Origin of the sequence: Aquabacterium sp. OR-4, from assembly GCF_025290835.2 — a bacterium.
In the GTDB taxonomy this organism is placed as follows: Bacteria; Pseudomonadota; Gammaproteobacteria; order Burkholderiales; family Burkholderiaceae_C; genus Pseudaquabacterium.
The window spans coordinates 1,824,058-1,846,367 of sequence record NZ_JAOCQD020000002.1 but is presented as its reverse complement, the minus strand read 5'-3'; the positions used below and the strand labels follow the sequence as shown (position 1 = coordinate 1,846,367).

Genomic DNA, 22,310 nt, shown 5'->3' with positions numbered 1-22,310 from the left:
GATGCCAGCGCCTGGCCGGCCAGTATCAGGCGGGCTCGGCGCTCTGGCACATGGGGTTGTTCGGGTGTGCCGTCCAGTTGCGCGCCTCGGCCGGCACTGGCGCGCCGGTGCGCTGGTCGAGCTCGCCGGGCACCAGGGTGCGCAGCGTGATGCATTCGGGCACCGGGCACACGGTGACGCACAGGTTGCAGCCCACGCACTCGTCTTCTTTCACCTCGAAATGGCGCACGCCGTCCTTCAGCGCGGTGATGGCCTGGTGCGAGGTGTCTTCGCAGGCGATGTGGCAGCGGCCGCACTCGATGCACTTGCTCTGGTCGATCACCGCCTTGCTGGTGGCGTTGAGGTTCAGGTACTGCCAGTCGGTCACGGTGGGCAGGGCGCGGCCGCGGAAATCCTCCGTGGTCTGGAAGCCCATCTCGTCCATGTAGTTGGCCAGGCCGTCGATCATCTCCTGCACGATCTTGAAGCCGTAGATCATGGCCGCGGTGCACACCTGCACATTGCCGGCGCCCAGCGCGATGTAGTCGAGCGCGTCGCGCCAGGTGCCCACGCCGCCGATGCCACTGATGGGCAGGCCGGCGGTCTCGGGGTTGCGGCCGATCTCGGCCACCATGTTCAGCGCGATGGGTTTCACGGCCGGGCCGCAGTAGCCGCCATGGCTGCCCATGCCGGCCGTGGCCGGGCTCATCTGCAGCGTGCGCGGATCGACGCCCATGATCGAGTTGATGGTGTTGATCAGGCTCACCGCATCGGCGCCGCCCCGCCTGGCGGCCAGCGCCGGCTTGCGGATGTCGGCGATGTTGGGCGTGAGCTTGACGATCACCGGCAGCCGGCTGTACTGCTTGCACCAGGCGGTGACCATCTGGATGTACTCGGGCACCTGGCCCACCGCGGCACCCATGCCGCGCTCGCTCATGCCGTGCGGGCAGCCGAAGTTCAGCTCGATGCCGTCGCAGCCGGTGTCTTCCACCATCGGCAAAATGGCCTTCCAGGCGCTCTCGGTGCAGGGCACCATGATGCTGGCCACCAGCGCGCGGTCGGGCCACAGGCGCTTGACCTCGCGGATCTCGGCCAGGTTCACGGCCAGCGGCCGGTCGGTGATCAGCTCGATGTTGTTGAAGCCCAGCATGCGGCGGTCGGGCGTGAGCAGCGCGCCGTAGCGCGGGCCGCTCACGTTCACCACTGGCGGGCCTTCCTCGCCCAGCGTCTTCCAGACCACGCCGCCCCAGCCGGCCTCGAAGGCGCGGTGCACGTTGTAGGCCTTGTCGGTGGGCGGCGCGCTGGCCAGCCAGAAGGGGTTGGGGCTCTTGATGCCGGCAAACAGGTTGGTCAGATCGGCCATGGTGTGCTCCCTCTGGCGTTCAGGCTTGGGTGAGTTGCGCATGGATGGCGGCGGCGGCGCGCTTGCCGTCCTGCACCGCCTCAACGGTGAGGTCGCGGCCGCCGGCGCGGCAGTCGCCGCCGGCATACAGGCCCGGCACGCCGGTGCGGCCATCGTCGTCGGCGGCAATGCGGCCGTGCTGGAGGGTCAGGCCGCAGGCCTGCCACAGCGCCACATCGAGTTTCTGGCCGATGGCCTTGAGCACCATGTCGGCCTCGAAGCTGCGGTACTCGCCGGTGGGCCGGAGATGGCCGCCCGCCAGCTGCTGCTGCGCAAAGCGCACGCCGCGCACATGGCCGGCTTCGCCCAGCAGGCTGTCGGGCGCCAGCCAGTGGTGGATGGCCACGCCATGCGTCTGCGCCCACTGCTGCTCGGCCTGCGAGGCGCCCATCTGCTCGGGCCCGCGCCGGTAGACCATGTGCACGCTCTCGGCGCCCAGCAGCTTGCTCTGCACCGCGGCGTCCACGGCCGTCATGCCGCCGCCGATCACCACCACGCGGCGGCCGATCGGCAGCGCGGCCTTGTCGGCGGCCTGGCGCAGCTCGGCGATGAAGTCGACCGCGTCGCGCACGCCGGCCAGGCCGTCGCCACCCAGGCCCAGCGCCTGGGTGTGGGCCAGGCCCACGCCCAGGAACACCGCCGCGTAGTTGCGCTGCAAGGCCTGCAGCTGGGCGGCTGTCTCGAGGCGCCAGCCGGGCTGCACCGTGATGCCGCCGATGCCCAGCAGCCACTGCAGCTCGCGCTGGGCAAAGTCGTCGGCCACCTTGTAGGCGGCCAGGCCGTATTCGTTCAGGCCGCCGGCCTTGGGGCGCGCGTCGTGGATCACCACCGCATGGCCGCGGCGTGCCAGCTCCACCGCGCAGGCCAGGCCGGCCGGGCCTGCGCCCACCACGGCCACCGTCTGGCCGGTGGCCGCGGCGCGCGGAAACAGCGCGTTGTAGGGCCGGGCCATCGCTGCGTCGGTGGCATAACGCTGCAGCTGGCCGATCAAGACCGGCTTGCCCTGCTGCACGGTGCGCACGCAGACCTGCTCGCACAGCTCTTCGGTGGGGCACACGCGGGCGCAGGTGCCGCCCAGCGGGTTGGCCGAGAGGATGGCGCGGGCGGCGCCACGCAGGTTGTCCTCGGCGATGCGGCGGATGAAGCTGGGCACGTCGATGCCGGTGGGGCAGGCCGTGGCGCAGGGCGCGTCATGGCAGTACAGGCAGCGCTCGGCCTCCACCAGCGCCTGGGTGCGGGTGAGCAGCGGCGCCGCGTCGGCAAAGTGCTGGGTGATCTGGTCGTGACCGAGCCGGTGCGGCCGGATGTCGGCGTCGGCCGAGGTGATCGAGGCGTGGGCGGATGACACGGCTGGGGGCTCCTCGCGCACCGGGCAGATGGGGTGGCCCGGCTTCACCTTGAAGCTGACCGTTTGGTCAAGAATTCGCAGAATCCTACGCAACCCGCGTGCCAGGTGGCGAGCCCGGACAAACCCCTGGCGTGCGCGGCCGTTGGGCGCGGCGGGCGCCCCGAGACGGGGCGGGCGCACGCTCGGGGTGCGACCCCGCCCGCCCAGGCCGGTGCCCAGGTCGGTGCCAAGGTCGGTGCCCGAGCGGGTGCCCGGATGGCGATGCGCTTGACAAGTGTTCGGTAATTGCCAAAATACCGAATATGGACAAGGTCTTCAAGGCACTGGGTGACCCGACGCGGCGGCAGATCCTGCAGCTGCTGCAGCAGCGCGAGATGACAGCCGGCGAGATCGCCGAGCACTTTGCGCTGGCCAAGCCCACGCTGTCGGGCCACTTCAACGTGCTGCGCGAGGCCGACCTGGTGATGTCGGACAAGCAGGGCACCACCATCACCTACCGGCTGAACCTCTCCACGCTGGAAGAGGCGCTGCTCGGGTTTGCCGATGCCTTCGGCCTGGGCAGCGGCACCAGCGGCACCAGCGGCACCACCAGCGCCACCACCAGCGCCACCACCGGCCGCTCCCTGGCCACCACCAAAGGCAAACGCCATGTCTGAACACCGCCTTGAACGCCTGCAGTGGGGGCTGATCGTGGCCATGGCGGCCGCGGCCGCCTATGCCCTGGTGCAGCTGCCGCCCGGGGCCCGCGTGGCCACGCACTTCAACGCCCAGATGCAGGCCGATGGCTGGTCGGATGCCGCCACTGCCCTGTGGCTGCTGCCGGGTCTGGCACTGGCGCTGCGCGGGCTGCAGGCGCTGCTGCCGCGCATCGACCCGCGCGCCGACAACCTGCGCCGCTCGGCCCGGGCCGTGGGCACGGTGTTCGCCGCGGGGGCGCAGGTGCTGGCGGCCTTTCAGGCGCTGATCGTCGGGGTGGCCCTTGGGTGGTGGTTGCCGCGGCCGGGCTTCGGCCTGGTGGTGCTGGGCCTGATGCTGGCGTTCGTCGGCAATGTGATGGGCAAGCTGCGGCCCAATGCCACGGTGGGCATCCGCACGCCCTGGACGCTGGCCGACGACCGCGTGTGGGAGCGCACCCACCGCGTGGGCGGGCGTTGGATGGTGGCGGCCGGCCTGCTGCTGGCGCTGCTGCCGGCCACGCCGCTGCCCACCCATTGGTACGGGCCCGCCGTGCTGCTGCTGGCGCTGCTGCCCGCGCTGGCGGCCACAGGCTGTTCGTGGTGGCTGTGGCGGGCGCTGCCGCGTGCCGGCGGCCACGGCTAGCCACCTGGCTGGCAAACGACGGGGTCTTGCGCCGGATCAGGGCCGGTCGGGTGCCGGCACGGCGGTGCGCCCGCGCGCACGCCGCCACTGTCGGTCGGAGCTGAAGCCGGCCAGCGCCGCCGCCTGCGGCCCGCTGGCGCCACGTGCCACCGCCTGGCGCGCCAGCGCGGCGCGCACATGCTCCACGTAATCACGCGGGCTCAGGCCCGTGTGCTGGCGGAACAGCCGCGCCAGGTGGCGTGGCGTGACATGCGCCACCGCGGCCAGGGCCTCGGCGCTCCAGTCGTCGCCCGGGCGCTCGGCCACCTCCTCCTGCACCCGGTGCACGGCCGGGTGCAGGTGGTCGCGAAAGGCCAACAAGGGCGAGAGCTGCGGCGCGGCCGCACCACGCCGCGTGGCGGCCACCATCACCTGGGCCACGCTGGCGGCCAGCGCCTCGCCGCACTCGCGCGCAATGCAGTGCAGCGCCAGGTCGATGCCGGCGGTGATGCCGGCGCTGGTGAACAGGGCGCCGTCTTCCACCCACACCTGATTGGCCAGCACGTGCGCCGTGGGCGCGATGCGCAGCAGGTCGTCCAGCAGCTCGTGATGGGTGGTGCAGCGCCGCCCGGCCAGCAGCCCGGCATCGGCGGCCAGCAGGGCGCCCACGCACACGGTCATCAGCCGGTGCGGCGCGGGGCCCGCCGGGGCGGGGGCCTGGGTGCTTGCCCGGGTGTTTGCCGCGGCGGTGGCCGAGGCGGTGGCCGGGGCGGTGGCCGGGGCGGCCAGCACCGCCGGCATCTGCCGCACCAGCCATTGCCGCGCGGCCAGCCAGGCGCGCTGGCGCTGCAGCACGCGCGGCGCCTCGCCGGGGCGGCCCAGCAGCACGGTCCAGGTGGGGCGCACAAAGGCTTCGGGCAGTGGCTCCAATTCGGCCAGCATCAGGCCCACCGACGAGCGCGCCATCGGCGCCGGCCCGGCATAGCGCAGATGGAACGCGGCCGGCTGACCGCGCCGCGCCAGCGCCTGGTTGGCCAGCCGAAAGGCCTCGGCCGGCCCGGCCAGATCGAGCAGCAGGGTGTCCGGCAGCACGATGAAGAGCACGTCGATCATGGCGCGATGATGCCGCGGCGGCGGCGGCGCTTCGGCCTTCAGCACGGCGGCCATCAACGCGCGGCCTTCAGCGCAGCGGCCGGCCCTGCCAGAGGTCGCGGGTCCACACCACGTCCATCTGCCGCGCCGTGCGTTCGGCCAGCGCCGGGCCGGCCAGGCGGGCCACCAGGTGCAGGGCCATGTCGATGCCGGCGCTGATGCCGGCCGCGGTGACGAGGCGGCCGTTGTCCAGGTAGCGGCGCGTGGCGTCCACCGCCAGCCTGGGGTGGGCGCGGGCCAGGTCGGCGGCATCTTCCCAGTGCGTGGTCACCGGCGTGCCCGGCGGCAACAGACCGGCCGCGGCCAGCAGGAAGGCGCCGGTGCACACCGAGGCGGTGATCTCGGCACCGGCCGCCAGCCGCGCGATCTGGGCCAGCAGTTCGGCATCGGCCAGCGCGGCATCCACCACGCCGCCCGGCACCAGCCAAACATCAGGCGGCGCGGCCTGGGCCAGCGCCTGGTCGGCCAGCATCCGCAGGCCGGCGCGGGCGCGCACCGGGCCGGCGGCCAATGCCAGCGTGTGCACGCTGAAGGGCGGCGGCGCTTCGGGTGACGCACGTTGCGCCATGCGGCTGGCGCAGGTGAACACCTCGAAGGGGCCGGCAGCATCCAGCACCTCCACATCGGGGTAGAGCAGGATGCCGACGCGGCGGGTGCGGGCTTCGGTGGCCGATGACATCGCTTGCTCCGGTGTCAGGCGGCGCGCGCCAGGGCCTCGTCCACGCTGCACAGCGTGGCAAAGCGGCCGGCCAGCACGGTGGCGGTGCGCTCGCGGATCTGTGCCGCCGTGAGCGTGCCGCCCGCGGGCGTGGCCATGTCGAAAGTCAGTGTGGCCGCGGTGACGAAGTCGACCGTCCAGCCTTCATCGCTGGCATGGCGGGTGGTGGTTTCGCAGCACTGCTCGGTGCGGATGCCGGCCACGATCAGCCGGGTGATGCCCTGCTGGTGCAGCCACACCGCCAGGCCGGTGCCCACCAGCGCGCTGTGGCGGTGCTTTTCGAGGCTGAGCGCGGCGTCGAAGGGCGCCAGGCCATCCAGCGGGCGAACCAGGCCGCTCTCGGGCGCAAAGGCGTTGGCGGCGGTGCGTGGGCCGTCGGTGTGAAAGATGCGCACGATGGGCACGCCGCGCGCTATGCAGCCGGCGATCAGCGCGTTGCTGGCGGCCAGAAAACCGGGCAGGTCGCTGTCAGACCAGTACGGCCGCTGGGTGAAGGATTGCTGAACGTCGATCAGCAGCAGGGCGGTGGGCATCGCTGGCTCCGGGTGGGGTGAGGAGCCTGCATCGTTGCCCGCGGGCGCCCTGGGCGCAGCACCGCCAGGCGACCGATGGCGGACAGTTCAGGACATGCGCCGCCGCAGCGGCCAGCGCCCGTCAGGCGCCGCCCCGGGTGGGGCCAGCACCGGTCAGGCGCTGGCGAGTCCCTGCACCGCCTGGTGCGCGCAGGCCAGGCCCTGCGCCAGGATCTGCTGCTTCCAGCCGTCGGTGTCGGTGTAGAAGGCATCGCGCAGCTGGCGCTTGATGGCGCTGCGCTTGGCCGGATCGAGCGTGTCGGCCTCGGGGTGGTTCTCGAGCCACTGGTCGGCGCGCAGCGCGTCGAGCATCGGGCCGATCGGCACGGTGCCGAACTCCAGCGCAATGCCGGTGTACTCGGCCTGCGGGCATTCCTGGTAGGCGGCGTGCCACATCAGGCCGCTGAGCAGGGCCGAGGTCGACGAGCCGTCGTAGATCGACGTGATGTTCGGCCCCCACCAGGCGCGGGCGCGGGCCAGCGCCGCGGCGTCGTCGCGGCAGGCGAAGATGCGCTCACCCACGCCGCTGGGGCCCAGGCCGGTGTGCAGGTCGATCCAGCCCAGGTGCGCGCAGCGCCGGCCCTGGTCGTGCAGCACATGGCGCAGGGCCATCTGGCTCCAGGTGGGTGCCTGGCCGCCGTAGAACAGACCTTCGGGGTCGGCGTACTGGCCGGCCGACAGCGCGCTCTGCCAGGCGCGGGCGCCGTGGCGGGTGATGTAGTCGTCCACCGCCTGCTGCACCTCGGGCGTGGGCGGCCACTCGCGCGGCACGGCCAGGTGGGCCAGCGCGGCGTAGGCGCTGTTCACCGGGCGCGGCTGCTGAAAGTCGAGAAAGTTGCGGTTCAGGTCGACGTTCTCGTGCGTGGTGCGCCGCCACCACGAGAAGCCCCAGGGGTTCAGCGCATGCAGGTACAGCACGGCCACGCCGGCGGCGCGGGCAGCGGCGCGAAAGTCGGCATCGCCCAGCAGCGCGGTCTGCACGCCCGAGCCGCAAAAGCCCTCGACCCCATGGCAGGCCGAGCTGAGGATCAGCAGCGCGCGTGCATCGGCCGGGCCGTCGCGCACCACGTCCAGTGCCAGCGGCTCGCCGTCGCGGCCCAGCAGCGGGTGCGGCTGGGGCTGCACATCCAGGTTCGCGGCCTCGGCCGCGGCCAGGAACTTGCCACGCGCCTCGGCGTAGCTCTGTGAGAAGTACGTCGGGGCGTCGGCGCTCATGGGCAACTCAGTGGCGGCTCAGCGCGGTGTGTTCAACCACTGCTCGGCGATGCGCACCCAGGCGGTGGCGCCCAGCGGGATCAGGTCGTCGTTGAAGTCGTAGCTGGGGTTGTGCAGCATGCACGGCCCCAGGCCGTGGCCGCCCTCGCGGTGCGCGCCGTCGCCGTTGCCGATCATGAAGTAGCAGCCGGGAATCTGCTGCAGGTAGTAGCTGAAGTCTTCGGCGCCCATGGTGGGCTCGAACTCCTGCACGTTGTCTGGCCCCACCACGTCTTCGAGCACGCGGCGCGCAAAGGCGGTCTCGGCCTCGTGGTTGATGGTGGGCGGGTAGTTGCGCTTGAAGCGGAACTCGGCCGTGCAGCCATAGGCCAGCGCGGTGGCCTCGGCCATGGCCTGCATGCGCTGCTCGATCAGGTCGAGCACCGCCATCGTGAAGGTGCGCACCGTGCCCTGCACGCTGCAGGCCTCGGGGATCACGTTGGTGGCCTCGCCGGTGTGGATCATGGTCACCGAGATCACGCCGGTGTCGATCGGGCGCTTGTTGCGGCTGATGATGGTCTGGAAGCCCTGCACCATGGCGCAGGCGGCGGGCACCGGGTCGATGCCCAGATGCGGCATCGCGCCATGCGCGCCTTTGCCGCGGATGACGATCTCGAACTCGTTGCTCGAGGCATAGCAGGGCCCGGCCTTCAGCGCGAACTGGCCCACCTGCATGCCCGGCCAGTTGTGCGCGCCGAACATGGCCTCCATCGGGAACTTCTCGAACAGGCCGTCCTTGATCATCTCGCGCGCACCGCCGCCGCCTTCTTCGGCCGGCTGGAACACCAGGTACACGGTGCCGTCAAAGTTGCGGTGCTGGCTCAGGTGCTTGGCCGCGGCCAGCAGCATGGCGGTGTGGCCATCGTGGCCGCAGGCGTGCATCTTGCCGGCGTGCTGGCTGGCGTGGGCAAAGGTGTTGCCTTCCTGGATCGGCAGTGCGTCGATGTCGGCGCGCAGGCCCACGGCGCGCGGGCTGCTGCCGTTCTTGACGATGCCCACCACGCCGGTGGTGCCCAGCCCGCGGTGCACCGGGATGCCCCAGCTGGTGAGCGCCTGGGCGATCAGCTCGGCGGTGCGCTCTTCCTTGAAGCACAGCTCGGGGTGGGCGTGGATGTCGCGACGCAGCGTGGTGATGCTGGCGGCGTCGGCCAGGATGGATTCGATCAGGCGCATGTCGGGCGGCTCCTCGGGCTCTGTCTTGGCAAGAAGCGGGCCAGTGTATGCCGGTCGACCATGGCCCTGACCGCGTGTTGGCCCGGGTGGCCGCCGGGCGGCGGCGGGCGCGGGCTCAGCGCCTGACCTTGCCGTCCTCGGTCAGCATGGTCAGCTCCACGAAGTGCGAGCCCACATGCTGGCGCGGGGCAAAGCCGATGGTGTGGCCGCCAAAGTCGAGCCGCAGCGTTTCGAGCGAATCGATCAATGCCTCGCGGCTGGGCCGGCGGTTGCCGGCGGCGGCGCGGCGCAGGCCTTCCACCAGCACGCGCGCGGCGACAAAACCTTCCATGCCCGAGTAGTTGGGCTTGTGCTGGTCACCGGCCTTGGCAATGGCCTCGAGGTACTCGCGCGAGGCGCCGTTGGTGGTGGAGAAGGGCGAGGGCATCACCTGGCTGATCTGGACGCCGCGCGCGTCCTTGCCCAGCTCGTCGGCCAGCGCCTGGGTGCCGACGAAGGACACGTTGTAGAACAGGCCGCCATAACCGGCGGCGCGCGCCGCGCGGATGAAGGCGGCGCAGCTCTTGTAGGCGCTGATCTGCACCACGGCCTCGGGCATGGTCGAGACGATGGTCCGCACCGCGGCGGCCACGTCCACGCTGTTGCGCTCGACCGTGCCCACCGCCAGCGGGTTGCGGCCCAGCGCGGCCAGCGCGCGCTGCACGCCGTCCAGCCCGGCCTGGCCGTAGCTGTCGTTCTGGCGGAACACGGCAATCTTGTGCAGGCGCAGGCCGTTGAGGTGGCGCACGATCAGCGCCGTCTCGTCGAAGTACGAGGCGCGCACATGGAACACGTTGCGGTTGAAGGGCTCGCGCAGCGCCTGCGCCCCGGTGAAGGGCGCGATGAACGGGATCTGCGCCTGCGTCACCGCCGGCAACGCGGCCAGGGCGGTGGGCGTGCCCACATAGCCGAACAGCGCGAACACCTCGTCGCGGATGAACTTCTCGGTGTTGGCCTTGCAGCGATCGGGCTCGTAGCCGTCGTCCACCAGGCGCAGCTCGATCGGCCGGCCGCCGATGCCGCCGGCGGCGTTGACCGCATCGAACACCAGGCGTGCGCCCTGGTGCATCTGCAGCCCCAGCTGGGCCGCCGGGCCGGTGACGGCGGCCGACTGGCCGAGCACGATGGCGCGCTCGCCCTGGCCAAAGGCCGGCGTGGTGGCCAGCGCGCCCAGGCCGGCCAGGCCGTGCAGGGCCTGGCGTCGCGAGGCGGCACCAAGGCCGAAGCGGGGAGTGGGGTACTGCGGTGAGCTCATGGGCGGGCTGGATCTGGCGGCGTGAGAACGATCACACAAAAGCGGGCGAGCCTAACGTGAGAACAGCGACAGATTGACGGCCAGCAACCCGAACAAGGGGCTGTGACATCATGGCTGGATGAGCCCGCAAGCCCCTGCCGCCGCCGCCGCCAGCACCGCCACCGCCTCTGAAACGCCCGCCAATCCGGCCGCCGCCAACGCCGCCAACGCCGCCAACGCCGGCGAGCCCGGCGACCGGCTGGTGCGTGGCGCCTGCCCGCACGACTGCCCCGACACCTGCGCGCTGATCACCACCGTGCGCGCCGGCCGGGTGGTGCGGGTGGCCGGCGATCCGGCGCATCCGCCCACCCATGGCGCGCTGTGCACCAAGGTCTCGCGTTATGCCGAGCGCAGCTACCACCCCGAGCGCGTGCTCACGCCGCTGCGGCGCGTGGGGCCCAAGGGCGCCGGGCAGTTCGTGCCGGTGAGCTGGGGCGAGGCGCTGGACGACATCGCCGCGCGCCTGGGCGCCATTGCCGCCCGCGAGCCGCAGGCCATCGTGCCCTACAGCTATGCCGGCACCATGGGCATGGTGCAGGGCGAGAGCCTGGCCGCGCGCTTCTTCCACAAGCTCGGCGCGTCGCTGCTCGACCGCACCATCTGCGCCTCGGCCGGCAGCGAGGCGCTGGCTGCCACCTACGGCGGCAAGCTGGGCATGCACCTCGAGGACTACGCCCATGCGCAGCTGATCCTCATCTGGGGCAGCAACTCGATCGCCAGCAACCTGCACTTCTGGACCTTTGCGCAGCAGGCCAAGCGCAACGGCGCGCGCCTGATCGCCATCGACCCGCGCCGCACCGAGACGGCCGACAAGTGCCACCAGCACCTCGCGCTGCTGCCCGGCACCGACGGCGCGCTGGCGCTGGCGCTGATGCACGAGCTGATCACCCACGACTGGCTCGACCACGACTACATCGCCCGCCATGTCGACGGCTTCGAGGCGCTGCGCGACGAGGCGCTGGCCTGGCCGCCCGAGCGCGCGGCCGGGGTCTGCGGCCTCGATGCCGCGGTGATCCGCCAGCTGGCGCACGACTACGCCCGCACCCGCCCGGCCGCCATCCGCCTGAACTACGGCATGCAGCGCGTGCACGGCGGCGGCAATGCGGTGCGCCTGATCGCGCTGCTGCCCTGCCTGACCGGCGCCTGGCGCCAGCGCGGCGGCGGCCTGCTGCTGTCGGCCTCGGGCTGGGTGGCGCGGGTGCGCGACGACGCGGCGCTGCAGCGGCCCGATCTGCTGGCCGGCCGGAGCCCGCGCAGCATCAACATGAGCACCATCGGCGATGCCCTGCTGCACCCGGGGGATGGACCGCAGGGCGGCGACTTCGGCCCGAAGATCGAGGCCGTGGTGGTCTACAACAGCAACCCGGTGGCGGTGGCGCCCGAGTCGGCCAAGGTGGTGGCCGGCTTTGCCCGCGACGACCTGTTCACCGTGGTGCTGGAGCACTTTCTCACCGACACCGCCGACCATGCCGACTATGTGCTGCCGGCCACCACCCAGCTCGAGCACTGGGACATCCATGGCAGCTACGGCCACACCTACGCGCTGCTGAACCAGCCGGCGGTGCAGCCCGTCGGCGAGGCCCGGCCCAATACCGAGGTGTTCCGCCAGCTGGCCGCGCGCCTGGGCTTTGCCGAGCCGTGTTTTGCCGACAGCGACGAGCAGATCTGCCGCCAGGCCCTGCCCGGCCTGGACTTCGATGCGCTGCTGCGCGATGGCTGGGTGCGCCTGCCGGTGCCCGAGCTGCCCTTTGCCGACGGCGGCTTTGCCACGCCCAGCGGCAAGGTGCAGGTGCAGGTGCCGGGCCTGGGCCTGCCGCGCTACCTGCCGCCGCATGAAAGCCGCGCCAGCGCCCCCGCGCTGGCCGCGATCTACCCGCTGGCCATGATCTCGCCGCCGGCGCGCAACTTCCTCAACTCGAGCTTCGTCAACGTCACCAGCCTGCGCAGCATCGAGGGCCGGCCGTTGCTCGAGATCCATCCCGACGACGCCGCGCCGCGCGGCATTGCTGACGGCGCCGTGGTGCGCGTGTTCAACGCCCGTGGCAGCTACCGCTGCCATGCCGCGGTCAGCACGCGGGCGCGGCCGGGCGTGGTCAATGGCCTGGGCATCTGGTGGCGCAAGCTGGGGCTGGACGGGAACAACGTCAACCAGCTCACCAGCCAGCGGCTCACCGACATCGGCCGCGCCCCCACCTTCTACGACTGCCTGGTCGAGGTGGCGGCCGATGGCGCGCCGGCGGCCGATGGCCTTGACGCGGCTGCGGCCGCCAGCCCGGCCTGATGCCGGCCGCCCAGGCGCTGCGCCGCCGCCGGCGCGGCCTCACGCTGGCGCTGGGTGCGGCCGTGGCCGCCGTGCTGCTGCTGGGCAGCGGCTGCGCCACGGTGGGCTACTACGCGCAATCGGTCGGCGGCCACCTGGCCATGCTGCGCCAGGCCCGGCCGATCGGCGACTGGCTGGCCGACCCCGCCACGCCGGCCGCGCTGCGCGAGCGGCTGGCGCTGGCGCAGCAGATCCGCCGCTATGCCGTCAGCGCACTGGCGCTGCCCGACAACGCCAGCTACCGCCGCTACGCCGAGCTGGGCCGCGGCGCCGCGGTGTGGAACGTGGTGGCCGCGCCCGAGCTGTCGCTCACGCTCAAGACCTGGTGCTACCCGGTGATGGGCTGCGTGGGCTACCGCGGCTACTTCGATCGCGGCGCCGCCGAGGCCGAGGCCCAGGCGCTGCGCCGCGACGGCTGGGAGGCCTGGGTCTACGGCGTGCCGGCCTATTCAACACTGGGCTGGACCAACTGGCTGGGCGGCGACCCGCTGCTCAACACCTTTGTGCGCGGCAGCGAGAACGAGCTGGCCCGGCTGGTGTTTCACGAGCTGGCGCACCAGGTGGTGTTTGCGGCCGGCGACACCGAGTTCAATGAAAGTTATGCCACCGCGGTGGAGCGGCTGGGCCTGGCACGCTGGCAGGCCGACGCCGGCCGCCTGCCCGACGACCCGGCCGTGGCCCGCAGGCGGCACGACTTTCGCCAGATCACGCACCGCACCCGTGCCGCGCTGCAGGCGCTGTACGCCAGCGCCGCGCCCGAGGCCGAACGCCGTGCGCGCAAGGCCGAGATCCTGGCCGCCATGCGCGCCGAGCATGCCGCGCTCAAGGCCGGCGGCCATCCGGCCTGGGCCGGCTTTGACGGCTACGACCCCTGGTTTGCCAACGCCAACAACGCCACGCTGGCACTGCAGGCCAGCTACGACGGCCTGGTGCCGGCCTTCGAGCGCCTGTTTGCGCGCGAGGGCAGCGACTTCGGCCGCTTCCACGCCGCGGTGCAGCGCCTGGCCGACTTGCCCCGCGACCAGCGGCACGCGACACTGCGCGCCCTCGGCCCCTGAACCGCGCCACCCATCCACGGAGACTCCCCGATGTCCGACATCCGCATCCACCGCGACCATGCCCTCGGCCTGCCCAAGGCGCGCGAGGTCGCCTGGTCCTGGGCCGAGGAGGCGGAGCAGAAGTTCGACATGGAATGCACCGTGCTGGAAGGCGACACCAGCGACACGGTGGAGTTCACGCGCAGTGGCGTGAAGGGTCGGCTGATCGTGGCTGCCGACCACTTCGAGCTCGAGGCCAAGCTCGGCTTCCTGCTGGGTGCCTTTGCCAAGACCATCGAGTCGGAGATCGAGAAGAACCTCGATGCCCTGCTGGGCGCGGCGGCCAAGGCCGCCAAGCCGCGCAAGGCCAGGTAAGCCGCGCGCCGCGCCAGCCGACCGCCGCGCAAGCGGCCCTGCCGGGCCGCCGGCGCTGCGCCCTGGGGCCAGCGGCCCTGGCCGCTTCGGGAGCGGCTTACTTCAGGTCTTCGATCAGGTCGATGTACTGCTGCATCGCGGTGTCGGCGCTGGTGCCCTTGAGCGCATCCCAGGCGTCGAACTTGGCGCGGCCCACCATGTCGGTGAAGCCCGGGCGCTTGCCTTCCACATCGCCCGCGGTGGCCTGCTTGTACAGCGCGTAGATCTTGAGCAGGGTCATGTTGTCGGGCTTTTCCGGCAGGGTCTTGCTCTCGGCAACCGCCTTCTCGAACTGGGCCTGGATGGTGGACATGGGGCTTGTCTCCTACGGGTGAAAATCGGGCTTGACGCTGTGGATCTTACCCAGCAAGGTGAACGGCTCAGAGGCCGATTTCTAGACCGGCCCACCCAGCAGCAAGAACATCAGGAGACGCCTGTGCCAGACACCACCGCCCACCGCATGTCCCGGGTCGACACGGCCTGGCTGCGCATGGACAACGACGTCAACCAGATGATGATCGTGGGCGTGTGGCTGCTCGACCGGCCGCTCGCGCTGGAGACCGTGCGCGAGCGCATCGAGACCCGGCTCCTCAAGTACGCGCGCTTCGGCCAGCGGGTCGAGCACGATGCGCTGGGCGCCAACTGGGTGGCCGATCCGCACTTCGACATCACCCGCCACGTGGTGCCCGAGGTATTGCCGCGCCGCGCCGGGCAGAGCGAGCGCCAGGCCCTGCAGCAGCGCTGCGGCGAGCTGGCCATGACCCCGCTCGACCCCAATCGGCCGCTGTGGCAGTTTCACCTGATCGAGCAGTACGAAGGTGGCTGCGCGCTGATGATCCGCGTGCACCACTGCATTGCCGACGGCATCGCGCTGATCGCCGTCACCAACTCGATCACCGACGGCGGCGACGCCCCGCCCAGCCGCCGCAAGGGCCGTGCCGCACACGACGAGGCGCACGAGGCCGACTGGCTGTCCGATGCGGTGCTCAAGCCGCTGACCGAGCTGACCGTCAAGCTCATCGGCATGGGCGGCGCCGGCATGGCCAGGTCGATCGACCTGCTGGCCAATCCGCAGCAGCCCATTGCCAACACCGTCTCCGGCACGCTCGACATCGCCCGCGTGGGCGTGCAGCTGCTCAGCGACACCGCCGCGCTGGCGCTGATGGCCGACGACTCGGCCACCTCGCTCAAGGGCCACCCGGTGGGCCGCAAGGTGGTGGCCTGGAACGAGCCGATGCCGCTCGATGTGGTCAAGGCCATCGGCCACGGCCTGAACTGCTCGGTCAACGATGTGCTGCTGGCCTGCGTGTCGGGCGCCATCGGCGGCTACCTGCGCGCCAAGGGTGAAGACCCGGCCGGCCAGCAGATCCGCGCCATGGTGCCGGTGAACCTGCGCCCGCTCGAGCAGGCCTGGCAGCTGGGCAACCGTTTCGGCCTGGTGCCGCTGGTGTTGCCGATCGGCATCGAGAACCCGATCGAGCGCGTGTACGCGGTGCGCGCCCGCATGCGCGAGCTCAAGGGCAGCTACCAGCCCTTGCTGGCCTTTGGCGTGCTGGCGGCCAGCGGCCTGCTGGTGAAGGCCGCGCAGGACATGGTGCTGAACCTGTTTGCCAAGAAGGCCACCGCGGTGATGACCAACGTGCCCGGCCCGCGCGAGCACCTTCAGTTCTGCGGCGCCACGCTGCGCCAGACCCTGTTCTGGGTGCCGGCCTCGGGCAACATCGGCGTCGGCGTGTCCATCCTCAGCTACGGCGGCGGTGTGCAGTTTGGCCTGATCACCGACGAGCGCCTGTGCCCCGATCCGCAGGCCATCATCGACCGCTTCGAGCCCGAGTTTCAGAAGCTGCTGATGGTGACGCTGATGCTGCCCTGGAACGCCGCAGCATGATCGACCCTGCTGCGCGGGCGCATCCCGGGCCTGCGTTGCCCGCTGTACGGGTGCGCGGGTGCGCGGCAGCGCGACTCAACCCAGGCTGAGCCCGCCCGCGACGCGGCCATCCCGCGGCGACCGGCGAGCGCTCAGCGGTTGAAGCCGCCGCGCAGCGGCTGCGTGGGCGTCTCGTCCAGCGTGCCGGACGGCGAGGCGTCGAACTCCGACAGCCCGGTGATCACCGGCTCGTTGTTCGGCGGCATGCCCTGGGCGCCATGCGGCACATGCGCGCCGTGCTCGTCATGGCTGCCATCGCCGTCATGGCCATCGTGGCCATCGTGGCCGTCGTGGTGATGGTGGTATTCGCCGTCGTCGTGGTGGCGCGGGCGCATGCCGGCGCGCAGGTAGCGGTTGTGGTGGTTCACGCGCGGCAGAAAGCGCGCCAGCTCGCTGAGCGCCATCTGGTACACGTCGCGCTTGAACTCGATCACCAGATCCAGCGGCACCCAGTACTCGTTCCAGCGCCAGGCGTCGAACTCGGGGTGGTCGGTGGCACGCAGGTCCAGATCACTGTCGCGGCCCATCAGGCGCAGCAGGAACCAGATCTGTTTTTGGCCGCGGTAGTGGCCCCGAGCATCCTTGCGGATGAAGTGATCCGGCACCTCGTAGCGCAGCCAGTCGCGCGTACGGGCCAGGATGCGCACATGCTCGGGCCGCAAGCCCACTTCCTCGTGGAGCTCGCGGAACATGGCCTGCTCAGGCGTCTCGCCGTACTTGATGCCACCCTGCGGAAACTGCCACGAGTGGGTGCGAAGCCGCTTGCCCCAGAACACCTGGTTGCGAGCGTTGAGCAGGATGATGCCGACGTTGGGCCTGAAGCCTTCCCTGTCGAGCATAATCAACCCCGATATCTGAATTGATTTCATTATTGCACCGGCGTCACAGGGCCAGCGAACCCTCGCTAACCCGCATGGGTAGCCCGGCCGGTCGCATCCTCCAGGTGCCAGGCGGCAAGCTCGCCGCGACACGGCCCGCCACCACGGCCCGCCCAACGGGCCGCCAAGACCGCGCCCATGAAAGCCTCCCAGTTCTTCATTGCCACCCTGAAGGAAGCACCCGCCGACGCCGAGGTGGTGAGCCACCAGCTGATGATGCGCGCCGGCATGATCAAGCGCCTGGGCGCCGGCATCTACAACTACATGCCGATGGGCCTGCGCGTGATCCGCAAGGTCGAGGCCATCATCCGCGAGGAGATGGTGCGCGCCGGTGCGGTGGAGCTGCTGATGCCGGTGGTGCAGCCGGCCGAGCTGTGGCAGGAGACGGGCCGCTTCGACACCATGGGCCCCGAGCTGATGCGCGTGAAGGATCGCCATGAGCGCGACTTCATCATCCAGCCCACCAGCGAAGAGGTGGTGACCGACATCGCCCGGCAGGAGCTGCGCAGCTACAAGCAGCTGCCCAAGAACTTCTTCCACATCCAGACCAAGTTCCGCGACGAGCGCCGCCCCCGCTTCGGCATCATGCGCGGGCGCGAGTTCACGATGAAGGACGCGTACTCCTTCGACCGCGACGCGGCCAGCGCCGGCAAGAGCTACGAGGGCATGTTCGCGGCCTACAAGCGCATCTTCGACCGCTTCGGCCTGAGCTACCGCGCGGTAGCAGCCGACACCGGCGCCATCGGCGGCGACCGCAGCCACGAGTTCCAGGTGATCGCCAAGACCGGCGAAGACGCCATCATCTACTGCCCCAGCAGCGACTACGCCGCCAACATCGAGCTGGCCGAAGCCGTGGCACCGGCCACGCCGCGCGGCGCGGCCGCGCAGGCCCTGACCAAGACGCCCACGCCGGGCAAGAGCACCTGCGCCGATGTGGCCGCGCTGCTGGGCCTCGACCTGAAGCAGACGGTCAAGAGCCTGGTGCTGGCCACCGACACGCTCGACGAGCACGGCGTGCTCAAGCAGACCACCGTGTGGCTGCTGCTGCTGCGTGGCGATCACGACATGAACGAGGTCAAGGTGGGCAAGCTCGAGGGCCTGAAGGCCGGCTTCCGCTTTGCCACCGTGGCCGAGATCGAGGCGCACTTCGGCAGCAAGCCCGGCTACCTGGGGCCGATCGGCCTGAAGCAGCCGGTCAAGGTGATCGCCGACCGCAGCGTGGCGGCCATGAGCGACTGGGTCTGCGGCGCCAACGAGGCCGACTTCCACTACACCGGCGCCAACTGGGGCCGCGACCTGCCCGAGCCCGACCTGGTGGCCGACATCCGCAATGTGGTCGAGGGCGATCCGTCGCCCGACGGCCTGGGCGTGCTGGCCATCGAGCGCGGCATCGAGGTGGGCCATGTGTTCTACCTCGGCACCAAGTACAGCCAGGCCATGAACGCCACCTTCCTCGATGAGACCGGCAAGCCGGCGTTGTTCGAGATGGGCTGCTACGGCATCGGCGTCACGCGCATCCTGGGCGCCGCCATCGAGCAGAACCACGACGAGCGCGGCATCATCTGGCCGGCCAGCATCGCGCCGTTCCAGGCGGTGATCTGCCCGATCGGCATGGACCGCTCGGCCGAGGTCAAGGCCGCGGCCGAGGCGCTGTATGCCGAGCTGCAGGCGGCCGGCGTGGACGTGCTGCTTGATGACCGCGGCGAGCGCCCGGGCGCCATGTTTGCCGACTGGGAGCTGATCGGCGCGCCCCAGCGCGTGGTGATCTCCGACCGCGGCCTGAAGGCCGGCACGGTGGAAGTGCAGGGCCGCCGCGAGGCCGCTGCAACCGCCACGCCACTGGCCGAGGCCGCGGCGCTGGTGAAGGTGCGCCTCGCCGCCTGAGCGCGGCCGCCGCGCCGCGCGCCGTACCCGCCTTGCACGCGCTCGCCTCGCCACCGCGGCACATGCCGCGGGCCCGCATCGAAGCCATCGACGGCCTGCGCGCGCTGGCCCTGCTGCCGGTGGTGGTGGTGAACTTTGTCGGCTATCCCGGCATGCCCTCGGGCGCCCTGCTGCCTGCGCCGGCCGCCGACGAGGGCGTGCTGGCCTGGGCCACCGGCGTGGCCGTGCTGGCGCTGCTGCAGGGCAAGGGCCTGGCGCTGCTGATGCTGCTGTTCGGCCTGGGCCTCACGCTGGGTGGCGCCGCGCCGCAGCGGCTGAACCGCCTGCTGGGCCTGGGCCTGCTGCACGGCCTGCTCCTGTACATGGGCGACATCGTGTCGCAGTACGCCCTGCTGGGCCGCTGGCTGCGGCGCTGGCAGGCCTGGCGGCCGGCGCGCCTGTGGCGCCGCGTGCGGCTGTGGCTCGGCGTGGGCCTGCTGCTGCAGCTGACGGCCGCGCTGGTGGCCGCCTGGCTGGCCCAGCAAGCCGAGGCCCACGACGACCTGCCGCTGGCCGACTGGACCGGGCTGCCCGACTGGTGGCGCGACAACACCATCGGCTACCTGAGCTACCTGGTCGGCGTGCTGCTGCTGCTGTGGCCGTGGATGCTGGGCCTCACCGGCCTGGGTCTGCTGGTGGGGCGCCTGCGTGTGCTCACCCACCGCCGCTGGCTGCCACTGCGCCAGCGCCTGGCGCGCTGGGCGGCACCGATGCTGCTGCTGCAACTGCTGTGGTCGGCCGCGATGGCGCCGGTGCTGCTGGGCGGTGGCCATGCCGTGGCCGAGTGTGTGCAGGGTGTGCTGGGCACGCTGGCGGTGCTGGTGTGGGTGCCGTGGCTGCTGCAGGCACTGCCGCGCTGGCCCGCCTGGCTGGTGGCCGCCGGTCGCCAGACGCTGAGCCTGTACCTGCTGTGCTCGCTGGCCACGGTGCTGACCTGGTGCGCCTGGGCCGGCGGCTGGCGGCCCGGCCTGGTGCCGGCCTGCGCCGCGGCGGTGCTGCTGTGGGCCGGCCTGATGGCGCTGGGCGCCTGGGCCACACGCCGCGGCCTGCGCCTGCCGGCCGAGGCCTGGCTGGCCGCGCGCCGGCCGGCCCGCGCGCCCATGGCACCGCGGGGCTTGCCATGAGCGTGCGCCGGGCCCCCAGCGCGAATCCCGCAACGCACAGCGCGGAGGCTTGTCCAGTGAGCCGGCGACGCCTGCTGCAGCAGATGCTGGCCGGCCCGCTGGCCGCGACGCTGCCGCTGTGGCCCGGTGCCGCGCAGGCTGGGGCGCAGCGCGAGGAGCTGTTGGCCGACTCGGTGCGCACCGCGCTCAGCGCGGCCATCGCCGCGGCTTCGCCGCCGCGGCCCAGCTTCGAGCGCAGCGACGAGCGCCTGGCCCATCTGCGCTGGCTGGGCGCCAGCAGCGAGCTGCTCAAGCGCTTCAAGAGCGAAGGCCATGTGCGCGTGGAGTTCCTCGAAACCCTGTGGTACGAGGCCACCCGCGCCGGGCTGGAGCCGGCCCTGGTGCTGGGCCTGGTGCAGGTGGAAAGCGGCTTTCGCAAGTACGCCATCAGCTCGGCCGGCGCGCGTGGCTACATGCAGGTGATGCCGTTCTGGGCGCGGCTGATCGGTGATGGCGATCCGGCGCGGCTGTTCCACATGCAGACCAACCTGCGCTTTGGCTGCGTGATCCTGCGCCACTACCTCGACACCGAGCGCGGCGACCTGTTCCTGGCGCTGGGCCGCTACAACGGCAGCCGCGGCCAGGCGCCGTATCCGAACGCGGTGCTGGCCAACCGCGCACGCTGGCGCGTCTGACCCTACCGCGCAGCGCTGCCACGCCTAACCATCGCGCAGCGCTGGCACGCCTAACCGCCGCGCAGCGGCGCCTGCGGCAACTAGCCGCGCAGGCCTGGCCAGGCGCGCGGCGCGGCGCTGCCGGCACCGGTCAGCTGCAGCACCCGCTCGACCGTGTCGTCAACCATCTCGTCGATGTTGGCGGGCTTGTTGTAGAAGGCCGGCAGCGGTGGAAAGACGATGCCGCCCATCTCGGTCACGGCGGTCATGTTGCGCAGGTGGGCCAGGTTGAAGGGCGTTTCGCGCACCAGCAGGATCAGCCGGCGGCGCTCCTTCAGCGTGACATCGGCCGCGCGGGTGAGCAGGTTGTCGCCAAAGCCGTGGGCGATGGCGGCCAGCGTCTTCATCGAGCAGGGCGCCACCACCATGGCGGTGGTGTCGAAGCTGCCCGAGGCCACGCAGGCGCCCACATCGCCCGGGGCGTGGTGGTGGTCGGCCAGCGCCCCGAGCGCGGCACGGTCCAGGCCCAGCTCGTGGTGGGCGCTGAGCACGCCCGAAGGCGTGACGACCAGGTGGGTTTCGAGGCCGAGCGTGCGCGCGCGCTGCAGCAGGCGCACGCCGTACACCGCACCGCTGGCACCGGTGATGCCGACGACCAGGCGCGCCATGTCAGGCTGCAAACCGGTCAGCCGGCGCGCGCGAGGCGGCGCTGGCGCTGCGGGGCAGGCCCAAGGCTCAGGCCAGCAGCTGCTTCAGCTCGCCCGACTCGTACATCTCCATCATGATGTCCGAGCCGCCGACGAATTCGCCCTTGATGTAGAGCTGGGGAATGGTCGGCCAGTCGGCGTATTCCTTGATGCCCTGGCGGATGGCGTCGTTGTCGAGCACGTTGACGGTGACCAGGTCCTTCACGCCGCTGGCCTTCAGCAGCTCGATCGCGCGGCCCGAGAAGCCGCACATCGGGAACTGGGCCGTGCCCTTCATGAACAGCACCACGCGGTTGCCCTTCACCAGGCCGTCGATCTGTTGTTTCACGTCGCTCATGGGAGTGTGGCCCGGTGCCCCGGGCGCCAATGCATTGAAGATGCGGGTTTATAAGGCAAAGCGGCCCAGCCGCGCGGCGACTGCCGGCAAACCCGTGCGCAGCAGTCGCGCACCGGGCGCTGCCGCTGCCGGGTTCAGAACGCCATGTTCACGCCCAGCCGGATCATCGGCTGCAGGCGGATGTCGCGGCTGGCGGCGTCCAGCACCAGGCTGCCGGCGCCGCTGCGGTCGAGCCGGGCATGGCCGAAGCCCAGCGCGGTGACGCCCAGATCGGCGCTGACGCCCCAGCCGCCGTCGGCATGCGTGCTGGCGCTGGCATAGCCCACGCCGGCATAGCCGGCGCCTGACAGCGGCAGCGCAGCGCCGGCCTCGGCATGGCCGCCCAGCGTGCCCGGCTGGCGCAGGTTGAGCAGCACGCCGCCGGTGACGCGCAGGCCGCCGGTGTCGCCCAGGCGCAAGGTGCTGAACTGGTAGTCGCCCAGCAGGCGCAGCGTTTGCAGCGCGGGGCCGATGCTGGCCGACAGCGGCTGGGTCATGCGCAGGCGCAGCAGCGGCTGCTCAAGCTCGAAACGGGCCTGCAGCCGCGGGCCGGCCAGGGCATCGGCCGGCGCGGTGAGGCCGTGATCCTGGGCTGCCAGCGGGCTGCTCAGACCCAGGACGCAGATCAGGCTGAAGGCGGTGCGCATGCGGCTCTCCTGGCTGGCTGGCCGGGTGGCCGGCGGCCGCCCTGTCAGTGCATGCTACGCCTGCACCGGCCCGC

Annotated in this window: 22 protein-coding genes; 9 read left to right on the top strand and 13 right to left on the bottom strand. The window is 71.6% G+C overall.

Translation table 11 applies throughout. The features are described from left to right. Positions 1-25: 25 nt before the first annotated feature. Both preA and N4G63_RS20330 read right to left on the bottom strand, forming a co-directional pair. Positions 26-1,342 carry an NAD-dependent dihydropyrimidine dehydrogenase subunit PreA gene (preA, locus tag N4G63_RS20335; RefSeq protein ID WP_260787057.1) on the bottom strand — a complete coding sequence of 439 codons (1,317 nt, stop codon included), beginning with the start codon at positions 1,340-1,342 and terminating at the stop codon, positions 26-28. A gap of 19 nt (positions 1,343-1,361) precedes the next feature. Further along, complete coding sequence (locus N4G63_RS20330; RefSeq protein ID WP_443112073.1) at positions 1,362-2,729, bottom strand: NAD(P)-dependent oxidoreductase; 1,368 nt, start codon at positions 2,727-2,729, stop codon at positions 1,362-1,364. A gap of 302 nt (positions 2,730-3,031) precedes the next feature. Here N4G63_RS20330 and N4G63_RS20325 point away from each other — a divergent pair, with 302 nt between their 5' ends. Both N4G63_RS20325 and N4G63_RS20320 read left to right on the top strand, forming a co-directional pair. After that, a complete protein-coding gene (locus tag N4G63_RS20325; RefSeq protein WP_260787058.1) occupies positions 3,032-3,385 on the top strand; it encodes an autorepressor SdpR family transcription factor in 354 nt (117 codons plus the stop codon). After that, positions 3,378-4,049: an SdpI family protein gene (locus N4G63_RS20320; protein ID WP_260787059.1), complete on the top strand. Its 672-nt coding sequence runs from the start codon at positions 3,378-3,380 to the stop codon at positions 4,047-4,049. The genes N4G63_RS20325 and N4G63_RS20320 overlap by 8 nt, the downstream gene beginning before the upstream one ends. Positions 4,050-4,085: 36 nt before the next feature. Here N4G63_RS20320 and N4G63_RS20315 read toward each other — a convergent pair whose 3' ends face one another. The 6 genes from N4G63_RS20315 to N4G63_RS20290 form a co-directional block, all read right to left on the bottom strand. Beyond that, the gene (locus N4G63_RS20315) at positions 4,086-5,141 is read right to left on the bottom strand and encodes a GlxA family transcriptional regulator (RefSeq protein ID WP_314600125.1); all 1,056 of its coding nucleotides are present in this window, start codon (positions 5,139-5,141) and stop codon (positions 4,086-4,088) included. A 67-nt stretch (positions 5,142-5,208) separates the two neighbouring features. Beyond that, complete coding sequence (locus N4G63_RS20310) at positions 5,209-5,859, bottom strand: DJ-1/PfpI family protein (RefSeq protein WP_260787063.1); 651 nt, start codon at positions 5,857-5,859, stop codon at positions 5,209-5,211. A 14-nt stretch (positions 5,860-5,873) separates the two neighbouring features. Beyond that, positions 5,874-6,431 (bottom strand): isochorismatase family protein, encoded by a 558-nt coding sequence (locus tag N4G63_RS20305; RefSeq protein ID WP_260787064.1) that lies wholly within the window; start codon positions 6,429-6,431, stop codon positions 5,874-5,876. Between the two features lie 153 nt (positions 6,432-6,584). Beyond that, on the bottom strand, positions 6,585-7,685 hold the full coding sequence (locus N4G63_RS20300) for a M14 family metallopeptidase (RefSeq protein ID WP_260787065.1): 1,101 nt from the start codon (positions 7,683-7,685) through the stop codon (positions 6,585-6,587). An 18-nt stretch (positions 7,686-7,703) separates the two neighbouring features. Then, complete coding sequence (locus tag N4G63_RS20295; RefSeq protein ID WP_260787066.1) at positions 7,704-8,897, bottom strand: M20 aminoacylase family protein; 1,194 nt, start codon at positions 8,895-8,897, stop codon at positions 7,704-7,706. Positions 8,898-9,012: 115 nt separating this feature from the next. After that, positions 9,013-10,191, bottom strand: a complete 1,179-nt coding sequence (locus N4G63_RS20290; protein ID WP_260787067.1) for an ABC transporter substrate-binding protein — start codon at positions 10,189-10,191, stop codon at positions 9,013-9,015. Between the two features lie 118 nt (positions 10,192-10,309). Between N4G63_RS20290 and N4G63_RS20285 the strand changes: the two genes are divergently transcribed. From N4G63_RS20285 to N4G63_RS20275, 3 genes are read left to right on the top strand one after another with little or no spacing between them, the layout of a single operon-like run. Further along, on the top strand, positions 10,310-12,511 hold the full coding sequence (locus tag N4G63_RS20285; protein ID WP_260787068.1) for a molybdopterin-containing oxidoreductase family protein: 2,202 nt from the start codon (positions 10,310-10,312) through the stop codon (positions 12,509-12,511). Further along, on the top strand, positions 12,511-13,608 hold the full coding sequence (locus N4G63_RS20280) for an aminopeptidase (RefSeq protein WP_260787069.1): 1,098 nt from the start codon (positions 12,511-12,513) through the stop codon (positions 13,606-13,608). Before N4G63_RS20285 ends, N4G63_RS20280 begins: the two co-directional genes overlap by 1 nt. A 30-nt stretch (positions 13,609-13,638) precedes the next feature. Then, entirely contained in the window at positions 13,639-13,962 is a 324-nt protein-coding gene (locus tag N4G63_RS20275; RefSeq protein WP_314600124.1) for a polyhydroxyalkanoic acid system family protein, read from the top strand. A gap of 97 nt (positions 13,963-14,059) precedes the next feature. Here the strand turns inward: N4G63_RS20275 and N4G63_RS20270 are convergent, their stop codons facing one another. Then, a complete protein-coding gene (locus N4G63_RS20270) occupies positions 14,060-14,314 on the bottom strand; it encodes an acyl-CoA-binding protein (RefSeq protein ID WP_260787070.1) in 255 nt (84 codons plus the stop codon). A gap of 147 nt (positions 14,315-14,461) precedes the next feature. On the opposite strand from N4G63_RS20270, the gene N4G63_RS20265 reads away from it, so the two are divergent. After that, positions 14,462-15,889 carry a wax ester/triacylglycerol synthase family O-acyltransferase gene (locus N4G63_RS20265; protein ID WP_260787071.1) on the top strand — a complete coding sequence of 476 codons (1,428 nt, stop codon included), beginning with the start codon at positions 14,462-14,464 and terminating at the stop codon, positions 15,887-15,889. Positions 15,890-16,020: 131 nt separating this feature from the next. Here N4G63_RS20265 and N4G63_RS20260 read toward each other — a convergent pair whose 3' ends face one another. Further along, positions 16,021-16,767, bottom strand: a complete 747-nt coding sequence (locus tag N4G63_RS20260) for an RNA pyrophosphohydrolase (RefSeq protein WP_260787072.1) — start codon at positions 16,765-16,767, stop codon at positions 16,021-16,023. Between the two features lie 177 nt (positions 16,768-16,944). On the opposite strand from N4G63_RS20260, the gene N4G63_RS20255 reads away from it, so the two are divergent. From N4G63_RS20255 to N4G63_RS20245, 3 genes are all read left to right on the top strand, one after another. After that, a complete protein-coding gene (locus N4G63_RS20255) occupies positions 16,945-18,690 on the top strand; it encodes a proline--tRNA ligase (protein ID WP_314600123.1) in 1,746 nt (581 codons plus the stop codon). A 62-nt stretch (positions 18,691-18,752) separates the two neighbouring features. Further along, positions 18,753-19,853 (top strand): DUF418 domain-containing protein, encoded by a 1,101-nt coding sequence (locus N4G63_RS20250; RefSeq protein WP_260787074.1) that lies wholly within the window; start codon positions 18,753-18,755, stop codon positions 19,851-19,853. An 83-nt stretch (positions 19,854-19,936) separates the two neighbouring features. Further along, positions 19,937-20,527 (top strand): lytic transglycosylase domain-containing protein, encoded by a 591-nt coding sequence (locus N4G63_RS20245; RefSeq protein WP_260787653.1) that lies wholly within the window; start codon positions 19,937-19,939, stop codon positions 20,525-20,527. Between the two features lie 80 nt (positions 20,528-20,607). Here N4G63_RS20245 and N4G63_RS20240 read toward each other — a convergent pair whose 3' ends face one another. The 3 genes from N4G63_RS20240 to N4G63_RS20230 form a co-directional block, all read right to left on the bottom strand. Further along, positions 20,608-21,174, bottom strand: coding sequence for a UbiX family flavin prenyltransferase (locus N4G63_RS20240; RefSeq protein WP_260787075.1), 567 nt, complete (start codon positions 21,172-21,174; stop codon positions 20,608-20,610). Positions 21,175-21,241: 67 nt separating this feature from the next. Next, positions 21,242-21,550 carry a Grx4 family monothiol glutaredoxin gene (grxD, locus tag N4G63_RS20235; protein ID WP_260787076.1) on the bottom strand — a complete coding sequence of 103 codons (309 nt, stop codon included), beginning with the start codon at positions 21,548-21,550 and terminating at the stop codon, positions 21,242-21,244. 134 nt (positions 21,551-21,684) lie between these two features. Further along, complete coding sequence (locus N4G63_RS20230) at positions 21,685-22,236, bottom strand: hypothetical protein (protein ID WP_260787077.1); 552 nt, start codon at positions 22,234-22,236, stop codon at positions 21,685-21,687. Positions 22,237-22,310 lie beyond the last annotated feature (74 nt).